The following is a 14729-nucleotide window of genomic DNA, read 5'->3' as shown; positions in this document are numbered from 1 at the left end:
AAATGATTATTGATAGTCATGCCCACGTAGTTCTACCTGTAGAAAAACACATTGAAATGATGGATTCAAGCGGGATAGATAAAACTATTTTATTCTCTACGCTTGTTCATCCAGAAAAAAGTGAAAGCTACGATGAATTTATTCAGGAAATGGATGTACTGAATCAGATTTTAAATAACGAGATAAATCCCCTAGAAGCACGATCAAAAGCTCTAGAAGAATTAAGGGATGCTATCGCAAAATATCCTGACCGTTTTATTGGATTTGGATCAGTTCCCCTTTTAAGTTCCTCCGGGGAACTGCGTGATTGGATGGATAAGATTGTAAAATATTACAAAATGAAGGGACTTGGAGAATTCACCCTGGGTTCAGGCCAAATTAAAATGCTTGAGCCTGTATTCCAGGCAGCTAGTGATTATAATTCCTTTCCGATTTGGGTGCATACATTCCATCCACTCAATTTAAATGATATTCGTGAATTGTTCGCTTTAACTCGAAAATATCCTACTGTCCCTGTAATCTTTGGCCATTTGGGAGGGATACATTGGCTGCAAGTTATTGCATTAACAAAAGAAACAAAAAACGCCTACCTGGATATCTCTGCATTTTATACAACCTATGCATTATCTTTGGCCATAAAAGAACTCCCAGAGAAAACTTTATTTAGTTCTGATTTTCCATATGGTGATCCATTCCTAAATAAGCTGGCAGTTGAACGCCATGCTTCAAGTGAAGAAGTCGTACAACGAGTACTGGGCGGGAACATTGCTAATCTCTTAAATATTTAACTTATTTTTATAACAATTTCAGAGGGAATATAAGTTTGAAGGATTGCATTCAACAGGTTTTCATTCCTTCTTTTAAATAGTAAAGAGCCGATTTACTCTAAACGGGGTAAATTTCGGCTCTTTTCTTATTAATGACGGGAATGGCAAGCAGCAGAAAAAGCAGAAACATTTAGTTTCTGCTCAAAATCGGATTTGATTTGCAGATCGGAATATCCAACCCGAGATTCCCCCGCAATGTATCCGCCGGATAGCTTTTTCGGTACAGCCCCTTTTTCTGAAGGATCGGTATGACTTGATCCACAAAGGCTTCAAGCATGCCCGGGATGTCAGAGTGAATGATAAACCCGTCCGCCGCTTCCCGCTGAAACCATGTTTCAATTAATGATGCCACACGTTCCGGTGTCCCGATAAAGTTCGTTCGCGGAAACGCGGCTTCGCGCGCCACTTGACGCAGCGTAAGATTCCTGGCTTTGGCCTCTCTTTTGATACGGTCTGTCGTGCTTTGAAACGCGTTTTTCCCGACGTCGCCCAAATCAGGAAACGGCTCATCCAGCGGAAAACGGCTCAGATCATAATCGTCAAAAAATCTGGCCACATATTTAACGGCGTTCTCTATCGGTATCAGCTCGGCGAATTCCTGATATTTCGCTTCCGCTTCTTCTTGTGAACCGGCTATAATCGGACTGATTCCAGGAAAGATCCGCAGCTTGGAAGTGTCGCGGCCGTAATCCGCCGCCCGCTTCTTCACATCATCATAAAAAGCCTTCGTTTCCTCAAGTGAATTGGAGTGCGTAAAGACTGCATCGGCATTACGCGCGGCAAACGACCGGCCGGTCTCTGAAGACCCCGCTTGGAAAACGACCGGCTCTCCCTGTTTGGACCGGCCGATATTCAGCGGGCCCTCCACTTGAAAATACTCGCCTTTATGATACAGGCGATGCAGTTTGTCAGGATCAAAAAACTGCCCGGTTTCTTTGTTGCGGACGAAGGCATCTTCTTCCCAGGAATTCCACAGACCGCGCACCACGTCCACATGTTCCTGGGCGATGGCGTAGCGCCGGCTGTGGTCGGGAAGACTTTCTTTGCTGTGATTGCGCGCGGCTCCCGCCTGCGGAGAAGTGACGAGATTCCAGCCCGCCCGGCCGCCGCTGATATGGTCAAGAGACATCAGCTGTCTTGCGATGGTAAACGGCTCAGTGAACGAGGTGGAAAAAGTGCCGATTAAACCAAGATGGGTTGTAGAGGCGGCAAGCGCCGATAAAATAGTGATCGGCTCAAACCGATTTAAGAAATGCGGGATGGACTTTTCAGAAATGAACAAGCCGTCCGCAATAAAAGCAAAGCTGAACAGCCCTCTTTCAGCAGTCTGCGCTTTTTGCCTGTAAAACGCCGCATTCGTGCTTGCTGTCGGATCGGCGTCGGGATGACGCCAGCCGTCCGTTGTGCCGCCGACACCGTGAATCATGACTCCGAATTGAATTAGATCCGTCCGGCTCATTTTCTCACCCCCTTTTTCCCCTCGTAATCGGCAAGCGCCCGTTCTACATGTTCAATGCCGACTTGAGTAACGGCCTGATACACACGGCTGTCACCGCTGCCGATTTCAACGACGGGAACATGACGGATGCCGTACTTCGTCTGCAGCACGTCACGCAATTCGTCCCGCTCTGTCACATCAATTGTATCGTATGCCACGGCTTTTTCCCGCAAATATCCTTTCACTTCATCACAATAGGAGCAGCCCTGTTTGCTCCAGACCACTACGTTTACTTCATGACTCATGTTCATCCCTCCTATAATTGTGGGGCCGGCTGCACCGCTTCGCTTAACAGCCGGTAAGACAATCGTTTTTCCTCAGCGTTTTTGATAGGCGACAAAATCACAAAATCGGTAATGCTGTATTGAACGGATAATCGTCTCAGCTCGGCGGCGGTCTCTTCTTTTGTCCCGGCAATCACACCCGTCTTTTGTGTGATCAGCTTATATGGCTGCGTGACTTGTTCCAGAAACGCTTCCGCTTGTTCCCGGGAACCGACATTCACCTTTTTGCCGTCTTCGAGAATGATTTTGACCGACTCACGCGATACGACGTGTTTTTCCGCTTCTGCTTTTGTATGCGCGGTAAATACCATCGGCGCAAGGTGAAACTCCGCCTTCGATCCTTTCGGCAGATGCTCGTCAAAGGCGTGGCGCGCTTTTTCTAACGCAGCCTCTTCACCGTTTATGAAATAGGCGAAAACGAAGGAAATGCCGAGTTTGGCCGCGGATATCGCGCTTTCCGCGCTGCCGCCGAGCAAAAAGATGTCAGGCGCATACTCAGTATGCGGCGTCGGCCGCAATGACGCGTAGCGGTGCGAGTCCGGAAAATCATTTCGGATGAAATGAGTCAGCTCCTCAAGTTTTTCTTCAAACAAACGGGCGGGCTGGATAAGCTCCCGCTGCAGCGCATCGGTTGACAGCTGAAATCCGCCGGGCGCTTTGCCGACACCGAGCGCCACACGGCCGGGAGCAAGGGCGGACAGAACCCGGAACTGCTCCGCCACTTTATAAGGACTGTAATGCTGCAGCATCACCCCGCCGGATGCGAGACGGATTTTTTTCGTGCTTGCGGCAAGATACCCCAGAACAATTTCCGGCGCTGATCCCGCTATCTCTTCATTGTTATGATGCTCCGCCGCCCAGAAACGGTCATATCCGTATTGTTCGGCCTCCTGAGCCAATTTCACCGTTTGCCGCAAGGCTTCTTCTGCGGTTTGGTTTTCCGCGGTGACACTTTGATCTAAAATGCTTAAACGAATCATACGACAGGCTCCTTTATGCGCTCTTTTATGTCATAACCGTAATCAGGCAGCACGCGGCGGAGGAACTTCTTCGTTCTTTCTTTTTTCGTCTTGTGAAAAACTTCCTCAGGCGTTCCTTGTTCCACGATTGCTCCTTCATCCATAAACACAATTCGGTCGGACACTCTTCTGGCGAATTCCATCTCATGTGTGACAATGATCATGGTGGCGCCGGTCCGCACAATGTTAAGCATCACCTCGAGCACCTCGCCGACAAGCTCCGGATCGAGGGCGGCGGTCGGTTCATCAAACAGCATCACATCAGGATGAATGGCAAGCGCCCTGGCAATTCCGACCCGCTGCTTTTGTCCTCCCGACAGTTGATTCGGATAGGCGTGTAGTTTATCCTGAAGCCCCACCTTGGCCAGTTCCCGCTCGGCAATGGCGTACGCATCTGATTTTTTCATTTTCCTTGCGACCGTCAGGCCTTCCATGACATTTTGAATCGCCGTTTTATGCGAAAACAAATGATATTGCTGAAAAACCATCGCTGTCTGTTTCCTCAATCTGAGAATGTCTTTTTTGGCAGGCTTTTTGCAGTTAATGACTTCACCGTGCAGTGAAATGGCGCCCTCATCCGGCCGCTCAAGCAAATTAAGGCAGCGCAGAAAAGTGGTTTTCCCGGAACCGCTCGGGCCGATGATGGTCACGACTTCTCCTTTCCGGACACTTAAATTGATCCCCTTTAGCACGTGATGACTGCCAAAATATTTCTGAATGTTTCGGATTTCGATCATAATGCGCCTCCTTGATATTTGGCCGCTCTTTTTTCCGCCAGACTGTTTACAGCTTCGAGAATCAGCGTTAATCCCCAATAAATCACAGCCGCCCCGATAAATGCTTCCAGAAACGCATAGTTATCGGATGCCGCAATCGTCGCCGTTCCTGTAATTTCAGGCACTGCAACAATTGCCGCGATGGAAGTGGTATGCAAAAAGCCGATGCCTATATTGGTGAAGTTCGGCAGCGATATCATGAACGCCTGCGGCAGAATTACGCGCCGAATCATCTGGCCCCGCGTCAGACCGATTGAATATGCCGCCTCCGCCTGCCCCGTATCGACGGCCATGATCCCGGATCGGAGAATTTCCGTCATATAAGCGCCTGCCGTTAATGACAGTGCCATGATGACAAACACGGCGACCGGAATCTGATTGGCCGACCAGCCGAGATGAAACGCGCGTCTGAATTGATCGGCAATCAGCGGAACCCCTAAATAAATCAGCATAATATGGAGAATCGCCGGGGTGCTGCGGAAAAAAGACACGTAAAACGCTGAGCAGGCCAGCAGCCATTTGATGCGGAATATACGCACCGTGATATTGCCGAGAGCTATGAAAAATCCGGCAATAATCGGAATGATCGTCATCGCCAATGTAAGCGGAACGGTTTTCAACATTTGTTTTATCGCAGTGCCGATAAACGGAATGTCCAGCTCCACTGTTCTCCCTCCTTTTCAGCCGTGCGCACTCATGTCAAAAACCGTCACAAGGCGCGTCTCATCTTTCTTGATTCGTTTTTCGGCCCATCTGAAGACACATTCAAATAAAAGGGCGGCCGCGTAATACAGAACAGACAGCGAGATATACACTTCAAGAGAATGATTGCTCGATGTAATCAAGGTCTGTCCTCTGCCCGACATATCCATCACCCCGATCGAAAAAGCGAGTGATGTATCTTTTAAGAAACCGATCACCATATTCCCGATGTTGGGAAAGGCCTGCACGAGCGCCTGCGGCAGAATGATGCGCCGGAATGTCTGCCCTCTGTTCAGCCCGATGCTGAACGCCGCCTCCGCCTGCCCGCGGCCGACGCTGTTCACACCTCCCCTGATGATTTCGGCCGCTCTTGCCGCGCTGCTCAGCGCATACGTGGCGATGGCCGCATACAAAGGGTCCATTTTAGAGGTATCAATTCCGGCGAGCGCCGTGAGCGCCGGAATGCCGTAAAATACAATGAACAGCTGCACCATGATAGGCGTTCCTCTGAAAAAAGAGATATACAGCTTCGCAAACTGATTCAAAACGGGAATGCGATAGATGCGGGGCAGCGCCAAAAGCAGCCCCAATAGAAAGCCGAACAGCAAAGACACCGCCAATATATACAGCGTGACGGGCAAATACCCGAGCAATGTCGGCACAAAGGACGCGATCATACTGATATCAAACGCTTTTTCCATTGCCGGTCCCTCTCTTTTTCACTTAATATTGCTCCCTTGAATAATCCGCGCCGAGCCACTTTTCACTCAGCTTTTTAAGCGTGCCGTCATCAATGATTTCCTTGAGCGCTTTATCAATGTCATCGCTCAGCGTTTGTTCATTTTTGTTAAACATAAAGAACACTTTGGCATTTGACAGCACCCCGCCGACCGTTTTTTCTTTGATCGCGCTCGTTTTGTTTTGAAAATCGACAGCAAACGGCGTGGAAATCGTTGCATCGGCGCGGCCGGATTTCAGCTGATTGGCCGCATCGTTTGAACCTTGGCCGGCATAGGCGATTTCAAACGGACTGCCGTGTTTTTCATTCCATTTTTTCAGGACAAGCGCGCCGTTTGACGTCGGACTTGTAATGACCCGCTTTCCTTTCAAGTTATTAATGCCGTGAATGTCCCCATTATCTTGGAGCACCGTGATTTTCAGCGGGAAGTTGTTATACGCGACTTGATTGAACAGAAATTTTTTCTCCCGTTCGGCGCTTTTCTCCATTTGATGAGCCACGATATCGACTTTATGCTGGCCGAGGCTGACAAGCAGGTTGGAGAAATCCATCGTTTTAAAGGTAAATCGATAGTCCGGCAGGCGCCTGTCAAGCTCTTTCACCAGCTCAACGTCGTAGCCCGTCAATTTGCCTTTATCATCAATAAAGCAAATATTCGGAAATTGAGTCCCCGTGCCGACCGTAATGTTCTTCACGTTTTTCTGATTGCCTGATGCCGCCTCCCCCCCCGCGCCGCAGGCTGATAACGCCGCCGTTGCCGCAATTGTTAATGACATGACCGCCAGTCTTATTTTCATGTGATCGCCCCGTTTTCTGCTTCAATTATTCCGTGAAACTTGATTTTGAATAATCCGCGCCGAGCCATTTTTCACTCAGCCTTTTCAATGTGCCGTCCTTCTCAAGCTTTTGAATCGCCCGATCCGTATCGTCCGCCAGGGTTTGGCTGTTTTTATTGAACATAAAATACACCTCGGTATCGAGCAGCACATCACCGACCGTCTTTTGTTTGAACGCGTGCGTCTTATTTTGGAAATCGACGGCAAATGGCGTGGATACGGTGGCGTCAGCGCGTCCTGTCTCAATTTGGTTCGCTGTATCATTGCCGCCCTGCCCGGCGTATTTCAAATGTATCGGGCTGCCGTGGGTTTTGTTGTATGCCGTCATATAATCCGCCGCGTTTGACGTCGCGCCGACGATGACGGTTTTCCCTTTTAAATCCCGGAGCGTGCGTACCGCGTCATTATCCGCCTTCACCGTGATGTACATCGGCGAGTAGTTATACGGGATTTTGTGATACAAAAAGCGTTTCTCCCGTTCCTTGTTTTTCGCCATATTGTGCGCGATCACGTCAATTTTCCGGTTTCCGAGACTTGTAAGCAGATTCGAAAAATCCATCGTCTTAAAGACAAATTTGTATTGCGGCAGCTGTTCATCAATGGCTTTCATCACTTCAATGTCATAGCCGGTCAGCTCGCCTTTTTCATTCATAAAAGCAATGTTCGGAAAATCAGTTCCCGTGCCGACGATGACGGTCTGCACGCCGCTCTCCGCTTTTGTGCTTTCTCCTTGCCCGCACCCGGCCAGCACGCCGAGCAGCAGAAGCAGACAGCCGGCTCTGATCCGTTTTTTGATCATTGCGCCCAGCTCGGTGTGCCTAACAGCGACGCGTCAAACCGCTCCGGTATGAGCACCTTTCTCATCATGACTCCGATGTCTCCGTCTTTCTCCTGCTCAAAATACACTTCATATCCCCTCCGTCTGTACATATCTACAAGCCAGGGATGCTTGCGCGCCGAAGTGCCGAGCGTGATGGCCGGGGCCTTCAGCGTATCCCGCAGCACATGTTCCTCCACATAAGTCAAAAGTTTGCTGCCGATGCCCTGCCCCTTTAGCTCAGGAAGCGTCGCAAACCACCAGACAAACGGATATTTTGACGGAGGCGTATCACTCTCCCACGGAAAACGGATCGTAATGGTTGAAAGAAGCCGTCCATCCCGTTCGAGCACGACGGCTGAATGATTTTCAATATTTTCCGTTACCATATCGATGTCGGCCCGCGCCGACGGCCAGTCAATCTCCAAATTGCGGATCGGCTGAAACGCGCTGTACAGCAGCTCTAAAAACTCCGGCGCATCCTTTTTCTCAGCCAATCGAAATATGTCTTCACTCATTCCGGTCACTCTCCCCGCAAAAAATATATAATTCCAATTTGTTTACTAAGCTTTGATTGTTTATACTATAAAGCAAACTGATTTGTTTGACTAATCAAAAAAAGTAAAGGAAAGGTTCAAGAAAATTAATGAACAGCCGGGAGGGGATTTCGTTGGAACTACGAACCATTAAAACGTTTCATACCATCGTACAGTCAGGCAGCTTTTATAAGGCCGCAGAAATTCTGAACTACTCACAGCCGACGATTTCAATGCGGATTAAACAGCTGGAACAGGATGTAGGCGCGCAGCTGTTTGAACGTGGAAAGAAGCTGAAGCTGACAAGGGCGGGGCGGCTGTTTCATGAGCGGGCCGGGCAGCTTCTCGCGCAATACGAGGTGCTTGACCATACTCTGGCCGATATCAGACAGGGCCAGGCCGGCCTTATTCAGATCGGCATATCCGAACCGACGGCAAGCCTGATCTTCCCTGCCGTGCTGCGGGGTTTCTTAAATGATTATCCGGACATGTCGGTCAATGTCAGCGTGGATGATGCCAATACATGCAGCCGCAAACTGCTGGAGGGCGCCATTGATTTTGCGGTATGCGGCGAGCCGGAGCTGATTCTGGAAAATTATTTCGATCCGTTTTTCCATGACTCGCTCAATGTCATCGTGTCAGACAGACATCCCCTTGCCGCCAAAGCAAGCGTTAATCTCGAAGATTTAGAAAATGAATGCCTGATTTTTACGCCCGCCAATTGCCCGATCCGGATTCAAATTGAACAGCACCTGCAGCGGGCCATCGGGAGCCGCTATCGAAAAATGGAGCTGACCAGCAGCATGGCTCATCAATACTATGTCAGGGAAAATATCGGCGTCTCAATCTTTACGGCGACGGCGCATTCAGAGCCGATCGAGGGCACGAAGGTCATTCCGATCCATAACTTAACAATTTCACCGCCTGTCGGGCTTTTGACAAACCAAAAAGAAGAGCACTTTGACTGTGCAACAAAAGATTTAATCAGCAGGATCATCAGCCGGTTTCAGCGTGATCCGCATTAAAAAAACCCCCGCCACTTTGCGGGGGTTTTTTATGTTCATCTTATATAATGCTCCGCACCAAGCCGCCGTCGATCCGCAATGCAGATCCGTTAATGGCAGACGACAGCGGGCTGCTTAAAAAGGCGACAAAGTGGGCGATCTCTTCCGGACGGATCAACCGCTGAATGATGGACGTCGGACGATTTTCCTTCATAAATCGTCTCTCCGCTTCAGCCGCTGTCAAGTTTTCACCGGGATAAAGCGACTCAAGCATTGTTTCGACGCCCTCTGTTTTCGTGGAGCCGGGCATGACCGTATTCACCGTCACATTCGTCCCTTCCGTGAGCTCGGCCAGGCTGCGTGACAGCGACAGCTGCGTTGTTTTCGTAGCGCTGTAATGAGCCATTTCCTGAGAAGGCATGACGGCCGCTTCACTCGCGATAAAGATCACCCGTCCTTCCTTCCGCTCAATCATCCGCTTTGCATACCGGCGTGTCAGCCGCACGCCGCTCATGATGTTCACCTCGAAAAACCGGAGCCACTCTTCGTCAGGAATATCAAAGTATTCCGCAGGTTCAAAGATTCCTAAATTGTTGACGAGAATATCCACATCCGGATACTGCTGAAAAATCGCGCCGCATCCTTCCGCCGTGCCTAAATCAAATGCGGCCGGATAGAGACGGGCATCCGGCGTCTCTTTCTCTAGTTCCCGGATCGTTTCGTTTACCTTTTCTTCACGGCGGCCGTTAATGATCACGGCCGCACCTTCTGCAATCAGCGAAGCCGCAATCGCTTTCCCGATGCCTGACGTAGATCCCGTCACAAGCGCCGTCTTCCCTTTCAACTGCAAATCCATCATCCATTCCTCCCTATCGCAAGTCTCTTCTTATATATGGACAGAAATCGAAAGCCTAAAACCTTCTGTCCCTATTATCGGATAGAAAAATGGATGAGGGGAAGTACGCACTTTTTAGTGCCTGTCCGTTGTCCCGGCTGACGGCTGATCAATTTGAATGAAAAATTCACCATCTAATTCTGCCTGAGCCTCTTGAAACAGCTCCAAGACATCATCAGCGTCCGAACCCAATTCCTTCTGACTGATCTCAAAATTCTTCCACACCAAAGTCAGCGGATATTCTATCCAGCCTGTCAGACAATCCCATAAGGCGTTCAGATTTTCACCATAAAAGTCCGGGAAATCTAATTGATCTTTTAAGATTCGGTGTAAAGCTTCTGTGCTTGTAACATCTTTTCCGTCTATGATGACGATTTCCATTTACATTCACTCCTTTTTTTCGGCATGAAAAAACCGCAGTGCGTCATGTGATGGCACTGCGGTTCCTCTGTTATGTATGGAGACGGTGGGAGTCGAACCCACGTCCAGAAACATCGATTACTTAAGCGTCTACGAGCGTAGCCTGCATATTTCGTGTTTCACTCGTCTTCATGCCTGCGGGCGGGCCTTCCGAGAGCTAGTCTGTCAGTCTCTTCTTACGTTCTCAGACGGGAACGCAAGCGTAGCCTACTTGGATGTGCTCTTCACGGACACATAGGCAATGTCAGGAAGAGCTCGCTGCGTTTATTAGGCAGCTAGTGCTAAGTTTTGGTTAAAACTTTTAGTTTTGCCAGTTATATTTAGGTGCGTGTTAACGAGATCGCCTCTCGGCTCGCAGCTCAAGCTCGATCCATCCCTGTCGAATCCGTAACGTCCCCTTGTTAAGGGTATACGGGAGATCTATCAAGCTCTAGCTCAACTGGCTGTACTGTTATTATACCATGATCACAGGCAAATTCAATTGGGAATATCTTCAACAAACAGCCTGTAAATCTGATGTGTGAACAGTATAGCACAGGGCATATCATCACATCAAGGCTCAGGCATCAGAAGCCTTTTTGTCTGTCTCTGAACGCTCTTTCGATTTCTCTTTTGGCGTCTTTTCGTTTTAAATCTTCACGTTTATCGTATGTTTTCTTCCCTTTTCCGAGGCCGATTAATACTTTGGCGAAGCCGTTTTTCAAGTACAGCTTCAGCGGCACGAGGGAATAGCCCTTCTCTTTCGTCAGGCCGATCAGCTTATTGATTTCTTTCCGGTGCATCAAAAGCTTTCTCGTCCGGAGCGGGTCGTGGTTATAGCGGTTTCCCTGCTCGTACGGGCTGATGTGCATGTTGTGGAGGAACACTTCGCCGCGCTCGATTTTCGCAAAGGAATCCTTCATGTTTACGCGGCCGGCGCGGATGGACTTAATCTCCGTTCCCTGCAGCACGATGCCTGTTTCATAGGTTTCTTCTATAAAGTAATCATGGTTTGCTTTTTTGTTTTGCGATAATACTTTGCCTGATCCTTTTGGCATGCCTTATCCTCCTCTCTCCGCAAAAACCGTTCATGTGTGCGATACGCTTTATTTTAGCAAATGGAACGTTCCGCGACAATGAAAATGCGGCTTGCGAAAGAAAGCAAACAGAGCATTTTGCCCCATTTGCTTTTCGCATTTACTTCTTCTTTTTGCGTTTTTGTTTCGGCGCGTTTTGGAAACCGCGTTTTTTCTTTTTCTTCTTCGGTTTTGTAAACCATTCCCCTTTTTCCTCCGATTTCGGCGGTGAAGCCGGGGTATTGCTGTTTAACACGCGTTTCCGCGCCGGTCTGCCTCGTTTTCTGCGGTCGCCTGTTGTTTCTCTCGGACGGCGGGTGCCTTTCATGCCGACAATTTCAAAGTCGATGTTTCTCTCATCTTTATTGACGTCGACGACTTTGACCGTGATTTCGTCTCCGATGCGGTAAACGTTGCCCGTGCGTTCACCGATCATGGCGAAATGCTGCTCGTCAAAACGGTAATAATCATCCGTCATAAAGCTGACGTGCACAAGCCCTTCAATCGTATTCGGCAGCTCGACGAACATTCCGAAATTCGTGACGGAACTGATCATGCCGTCAAATTCCTCGCCGATTTTATCAAGCATATATTCCGCTTTTTTCAGATCGTCCGTTTCCCGCTCGGCATCAACGGCGCGCCGTTCCATCGTTGACGTATGGTCAGCGATTTCCGGAAGGCGTTCGGCCCACTTTTCCTGAGTTGCTTCGTCCGATTGTCCATTGATCAAATACGTTCTGATCAGCCTGTGAACGATTAAGTCAGGATATCGGCGGATCGGCGATGTGAAGTGCGTATAAAATTCAGTCGCCAGCCCGAAATGGCCCAGGCTTTGCGGGTCGTATTTCGCCTGCTTCATGGAACGGAGCATGACGGTTGAAATCACCGTTTCTTCCGGACGGTCCCGCACTTCATCAAGAATGCTTTGCAGCGCGCGCGGATGAATGTCTCCGGCTTTCCCTTTGACGATATAACCGAATGTCGTCACGAACTCGAGAAACTTTTGCAGTTTTTCGGCGTTCGGCTCTTCGTGAATCCGGTAAATAAACGGCACGTTCATCCAATGGAAGTGTTCGGCCACCGTTTCGTTTGCCACAAGCATGAATTCTTCAATCAGCTTTTCCGCTACTGAGCGCTCTCTGATGACGACGTCTTTTACGGCGCCTTCCTCATCGACGAGCACCTTCGCCTCTTTGAAATCAAAATCCACGGCGCCGCGGTCCATCCGTTTCGCCCGGAGAATTTCCGCCAGACGTTCCATGTCTTTAAACATCGGGACGAGCGGCTCATATCTTTCTTTCAGCTCGGCGTCGTCTTCTGTGAGGATCCGGTTGACATCTGAATAGGTCATTCTTTCCGTCGTTTTGATGACGCTTTGGAAGATCTCGTGCTCCGTCACCTGTCCCTGCTGGTTGATTGTCATTTCGCAGGAAAGCGTCAGCCGGTCGACCTTCGGATTTAACGAACAGATTCCGTTAGACAGTCTGTGCGGGATCATCGGAATGACCCGGTCAACCAAGTACACGCTTGTCCCTCTTTCCAGCGCTTCTTTGTCGATCGGGGAATTCTCCGTGACGTAATGGCTGACGTCGGCAATATGAACGCCGAGCTTGTAGCTGCCGTTATCAAGCTTTGTCACGGTGACGGCGTCATCCAGATCCTTCGCATCGGCGCCGTCAATGGTGACAATGACCTGATCGCGGAGATCACGGCGGTCTTTGATGTCTTTTTCATCGATGGTATCGGGCGTGCTTGTTGCCTGCTCCATCGCTTCAGCCGGAAAATCTCCCGGCAGGCCGTGCTTATGGATGATGGATAAAATATCGATGCCCGGATCATTTTTATGGCCGAGTATTTCAACGATTTCCCCTTCGGCGTTCATTCTGCCTTCAGGATAGCTTGTCAGTTTGACGACGACTTTATGGCCTTCCGCAGCGCCGTTATTGGCATGTTTCGGAATAAAAATATCACTCGTGATTTTCTTATCATCCGGGATGACAAAGCCGAAGCTTTTCGTTTCTGTGTATGTGCCCACGACGCGGTCGATGCTTCTTTCCAGGATGCGGATGACCGTGCCTTCCTGTCTCGATCCGCTTGACTGGGAATTGAGCCGCACCATGACAATATCGCCGTTCATGGCCGTATTCAGCTCGTTCGGCGGAATAAACACGTCGCTTAAAGAGGTATCCTCCGGCAGCAGAAACGCGAAGCCCTTCGCATGCGCGGAAATTTTTCCTTTTACTAAATTCATTTTTTCCGGAAGCCCGTAGCGGTTGCTTCTGGTGCGGACGATCTGTCCCGTCTCCTCGAGCGCCACCAGCGCTTTTACCAGCTCTTTAAATTCATCGGCTTCCGTGATGTTCAGCATCTCCTCGAGTTCCTGAATGGTAAGGGGCTTGTACGCCTCTTCCTTCATAAACGCGAGAAGACGGTCCATAAACGCTTCTTTTTCCATTATTCGACCTCCTGTTTGTTACCAATCGAGTTTCTCTAAAAATTCGTACACATCCTGATGAACGAGGTCCCGTTCTTTATCGAGTGTAATGACATGGCCTGATTCTTCATACCATTTCAGCTGTTTGTCGTCCGTTTCCACCTCGTTGAAAATGATGTTCGCACTTTCTGTATTAATCATATGGTCATGCCGTGCCTGAACCACAAATGTCGGGGAATAGATCATGTCGACGTTTTTGCGCACATCGGCAATCAGCTCCTGGAGCGATTTGAGCGTATTCATCGGCGTTTTTTCAAACTCCTTCATTTCCTTTTCAATCTGCTCCGGCTGTTTTCCTTCGAATTTTTTATAATTGCGCGCGTAGGAGAGAACTCCTTCGTACATAACCTCTTCACTTTTAATGTGCATCGGCGCACACATAGGAACAATTCCCTTTATGGGTACAGTGTAACCCAATTTCAATGAAAAAACCCCGCCAAGCGACAGTCCGCACGCCGCAATGTTTTCATAGCCTTCAGACCGTAAATACTCATAACCGTCCATGACGTCTTTCCACCAATCTTCAGGTCCCGTATGTACCAGCTCTTCCGGCGGAACGCCGTGCCCTTTATATTGAGGCGCGTGACAAGTGTAGCCGCGCTCATTCAAGTAGCGGCCGAGCATTCTGACGTCTGCCGTATTTCCCGTAAATCCGTGCAGCAGAAGCACCGCTTTGTCTCCGCCTTTAAATGTAAATGGTTTTGGTGTCACAATTTTCATGCTCATAACCCCTTTTTTGCACATTCAATTTAGTTTTCCACAGTTTTGCGAGAAACAAACGCCGTCTCTCAACAAGAAAAAGGCCTGATATTAAATCAGACCTTATA

At 49.1% G+C, this 14729-nt stretch carries 16 protein-coding genes and 1 other RNA gene; 2 read left to right on the top strand and 15 right to left on the bottom strand.

Going from position 1 to position 14729, the window contains the following annotated elements:
* Nucleotides 1–2 precede the first annotated feature (2 nt).
* A complete protein-coding gene (locus tag C5I45_RS03695) occupies nt 3–788 on the top strand; it encodes an amidohydrolase family protein (RefSeq protein WP_107994239.1) in 786 nt (261 codons plus the stop codon).
* 169 nt (nt 789–957) lie between these two features.
* Here the strand turns inward: C5I45_RS03695 and C5I45_RS03690 are convergent, their stop codons facing one another.
* From C5I45_RS03690 to C5I45_RS03650, 9 genes are read right to left on the bottom strand one after another with little or no spacing between them, the layout of a single operon-like run.
* A complete protein-coding gene (locus C5I45_RS03690) occupies nt 958–2286 on the bottom strand; it encodes an LLM class flavin-dependent oxidoreductase (protein ID WP_107994238.1) in 1329 nt (442 codons plus the stop codon).
* Entirely contained in the window at nt 2283–2570 is a 288-nt protein-coding gene (locus tag C5I45_RS03685) for a glutaredoxin family protein (RefSeq protein ID WP_057080217.1), read from the bottom strand. Before C5I45_RS03685 ends, C5I45_RS03690 begins: the two co-directional genes overlap by 4 nt.
* Nucleotides 2571–2581: 11 nt before the next feature.
* On the bottom strand, nt 2582–3589 hold the full coding sequence (locus C5I45_RS03680; protein ID WP_003151713.1) for an LLM class flavin-dependent oxidoreductase: 1008 nt from the start codon (nt 3587–3589) through the stop codon (nt 2582–2584).
* Entirely contained in the window at nt 3586–4365 is a 780-nt protein-coding gene (locus C5I45_RS03675; protein WP_003151711.1) for an amino acid ABC transporter ATP-binding protein, read from the bottom strand. The genes C5I45_RS03680 and C5I45_RS03675 overlap by 4 nt, the downstream gene beginning before the upstream one ends.
* Nucleotides 4362–5069: an amino acid ABC transporter permease gene (locus C5I45_RS03670; protein WP_107994237.1), complete on the bottom strand. Its 708-nt coding sequence runs from the start codon at nt 5067–5069 to the stop codon at nt 4362–4364. Before C5I45_RS03670 ends, C5I45_RS03675 begins: the two co-directional genes overlap by 4 nt.
* Nucleotides 5070–5084: 15 nt before the next feature.
* Nucleotides 5085–5807 carry an amino acid ABC transporter permease gene (locus tag C5I45_RS03665; RefSeq protein WP_014305826.1) on the bottom strand — a complete coding sequence of 241 codons (723 nt, stop codon included), beginning with the start codon at nt 5805–5807 and terminating at the stop codon, nt 5085–5087.
* Between the two features lie 22 nt (nt 5808–5829).
* Entirely contained in the window at nt 5830–6642 is an 813-nt protein-coding gene (locus C5I45_RS03660) for an amino acid ABC transporter substrate-binding protein (RefSeq protein ID WP_057080219.1), read from the bottom strand.
* A gap of 25 nt (nt 6643–6667) precedes the next feature.
* Nucleotides 6668–7480, bottom strand: a complete 813-nt coding sequence (locus C5I45_RS03655) for an amino acid ABC transporter substrate-binding protein (protein WP_057080220.1) — start codon at nt 7478–7480, stop codon at nt 6668–6670.
* Nucleotides 7477–8016, bottom strand: coding sequence for a GNAT family N-acetyltransferase (locus tag C5I45_RS03650; RefSeq protein WP_003151702.1), 540 nt, complete (start codon nt 8014–8016; stop codon nt 7477–7479). The genes C5I45_RS03655 and C5I45_RS03650 overlap by 4 nt, the downstream gene beginning before the upstream one ends.
* Nucleotides 8017–8168: 152 nt before the next feature.
* Here C5I45_RS03650 and C5I45_RS03645 point away from each other — a divergent pair, with 152 nt between their 5' ends.
* Nucleotides 8169–9059, top strand: coding sequence for a LysR family transcriptional regulator (locus tag C5I45_RS03645; protein ID WP_041481918.1), 891 nt, complete (start codon nt 8169–8171; stop codon nt 9057–9059).
* A 40-nt stretch (nt 9060–9099) separates the two neighbouring features.
* Here C5I45_RS03645 and C5I45_RS03640 read toward each other — a convergent pair whose 3' ends face one another.
* From C5I45_RS03640 to C5I45_RS03615, 6 genes are all read right to left on the bottom strand, one after another.
* The gene (locus tag C5I45_RS03640) at nt 9100–9894 is read right to left on the bottom strand and encodes an SDR family NAD(P)-dependent oxidoreductase (protein ID WP_107994236.1); all 795 of its coding nucleotides are present in this window, start codon (nt 9892–9894) and stop codon (nt 9100–9102) included.
* A gap of 114 nt (nt 9895–10008) precedes the next feature.
* On the bottom strand, nt 10009–10314 hold the full coding sequence (locus C5I45_RS03635) for a barstar family protein (RefSeq protein WP_044052891.1): 306 nt from the start codon (nt 10312–10314) through the stop codon (nt 10009–10011).
* Between the two features lie 74 nt (nt 10315–10388).
* Nucleotides 10389–10751, bottom strand: a transfer-messenger RNA (tmRNA) gene (gene ssrA, locus C5I45_RS03630).
* 168 nt (nt 10752–10919) lie between these two features.
* Entirely contained in the window at nt 10920–11390 is a 471-nt protein-coding gene (smpB, locus tag C5I45_RS03625) for an SsrA-binding protein (protein WP_003151688.1), read from the bottom strand.
* A gap of 139 nt (nt 11391–11529) precedes the next feature.
* The gene (gene rnr / locus C5I45_RS03620) at nt 11530–13863 is read right to left on the bottom strand and encodes a ribonuclease R (protein ID WP_043867430.1); all 2334 of its coding nucleotides are present in this window, start codon (nt 13861–13863) and stop codon (nt 11530–11532) included.
* 18 nt (nt 13864–13881) lie between these two features.
* The gene (locus C5I45_RS03615; protein ID WP_014305833.1) at nt 13882–14622 is read right to left on the bottom strand and encodes an alpha/beta hydrolase; all 741 of its coding nucleotides are present in this window, start codon (nt 14620–14622) and stop codon (nt 13882–13884) included.
* Between the last annotated feature and the right edge of the window lie 107 nt (nt 14623–14729).

The sequence above is a fragment of the Bacillus sp. ZY-1-1 genome (assembly GCF_003047165.1).
GTDB lineage: Bacteria > Bacillota > Bacilli > Bacillales > Bacillaceae > Bacillus > Bacillus velezensis.
This window is presented reverse-complemented; position numbering and strand designations above follow the sequence as displayed.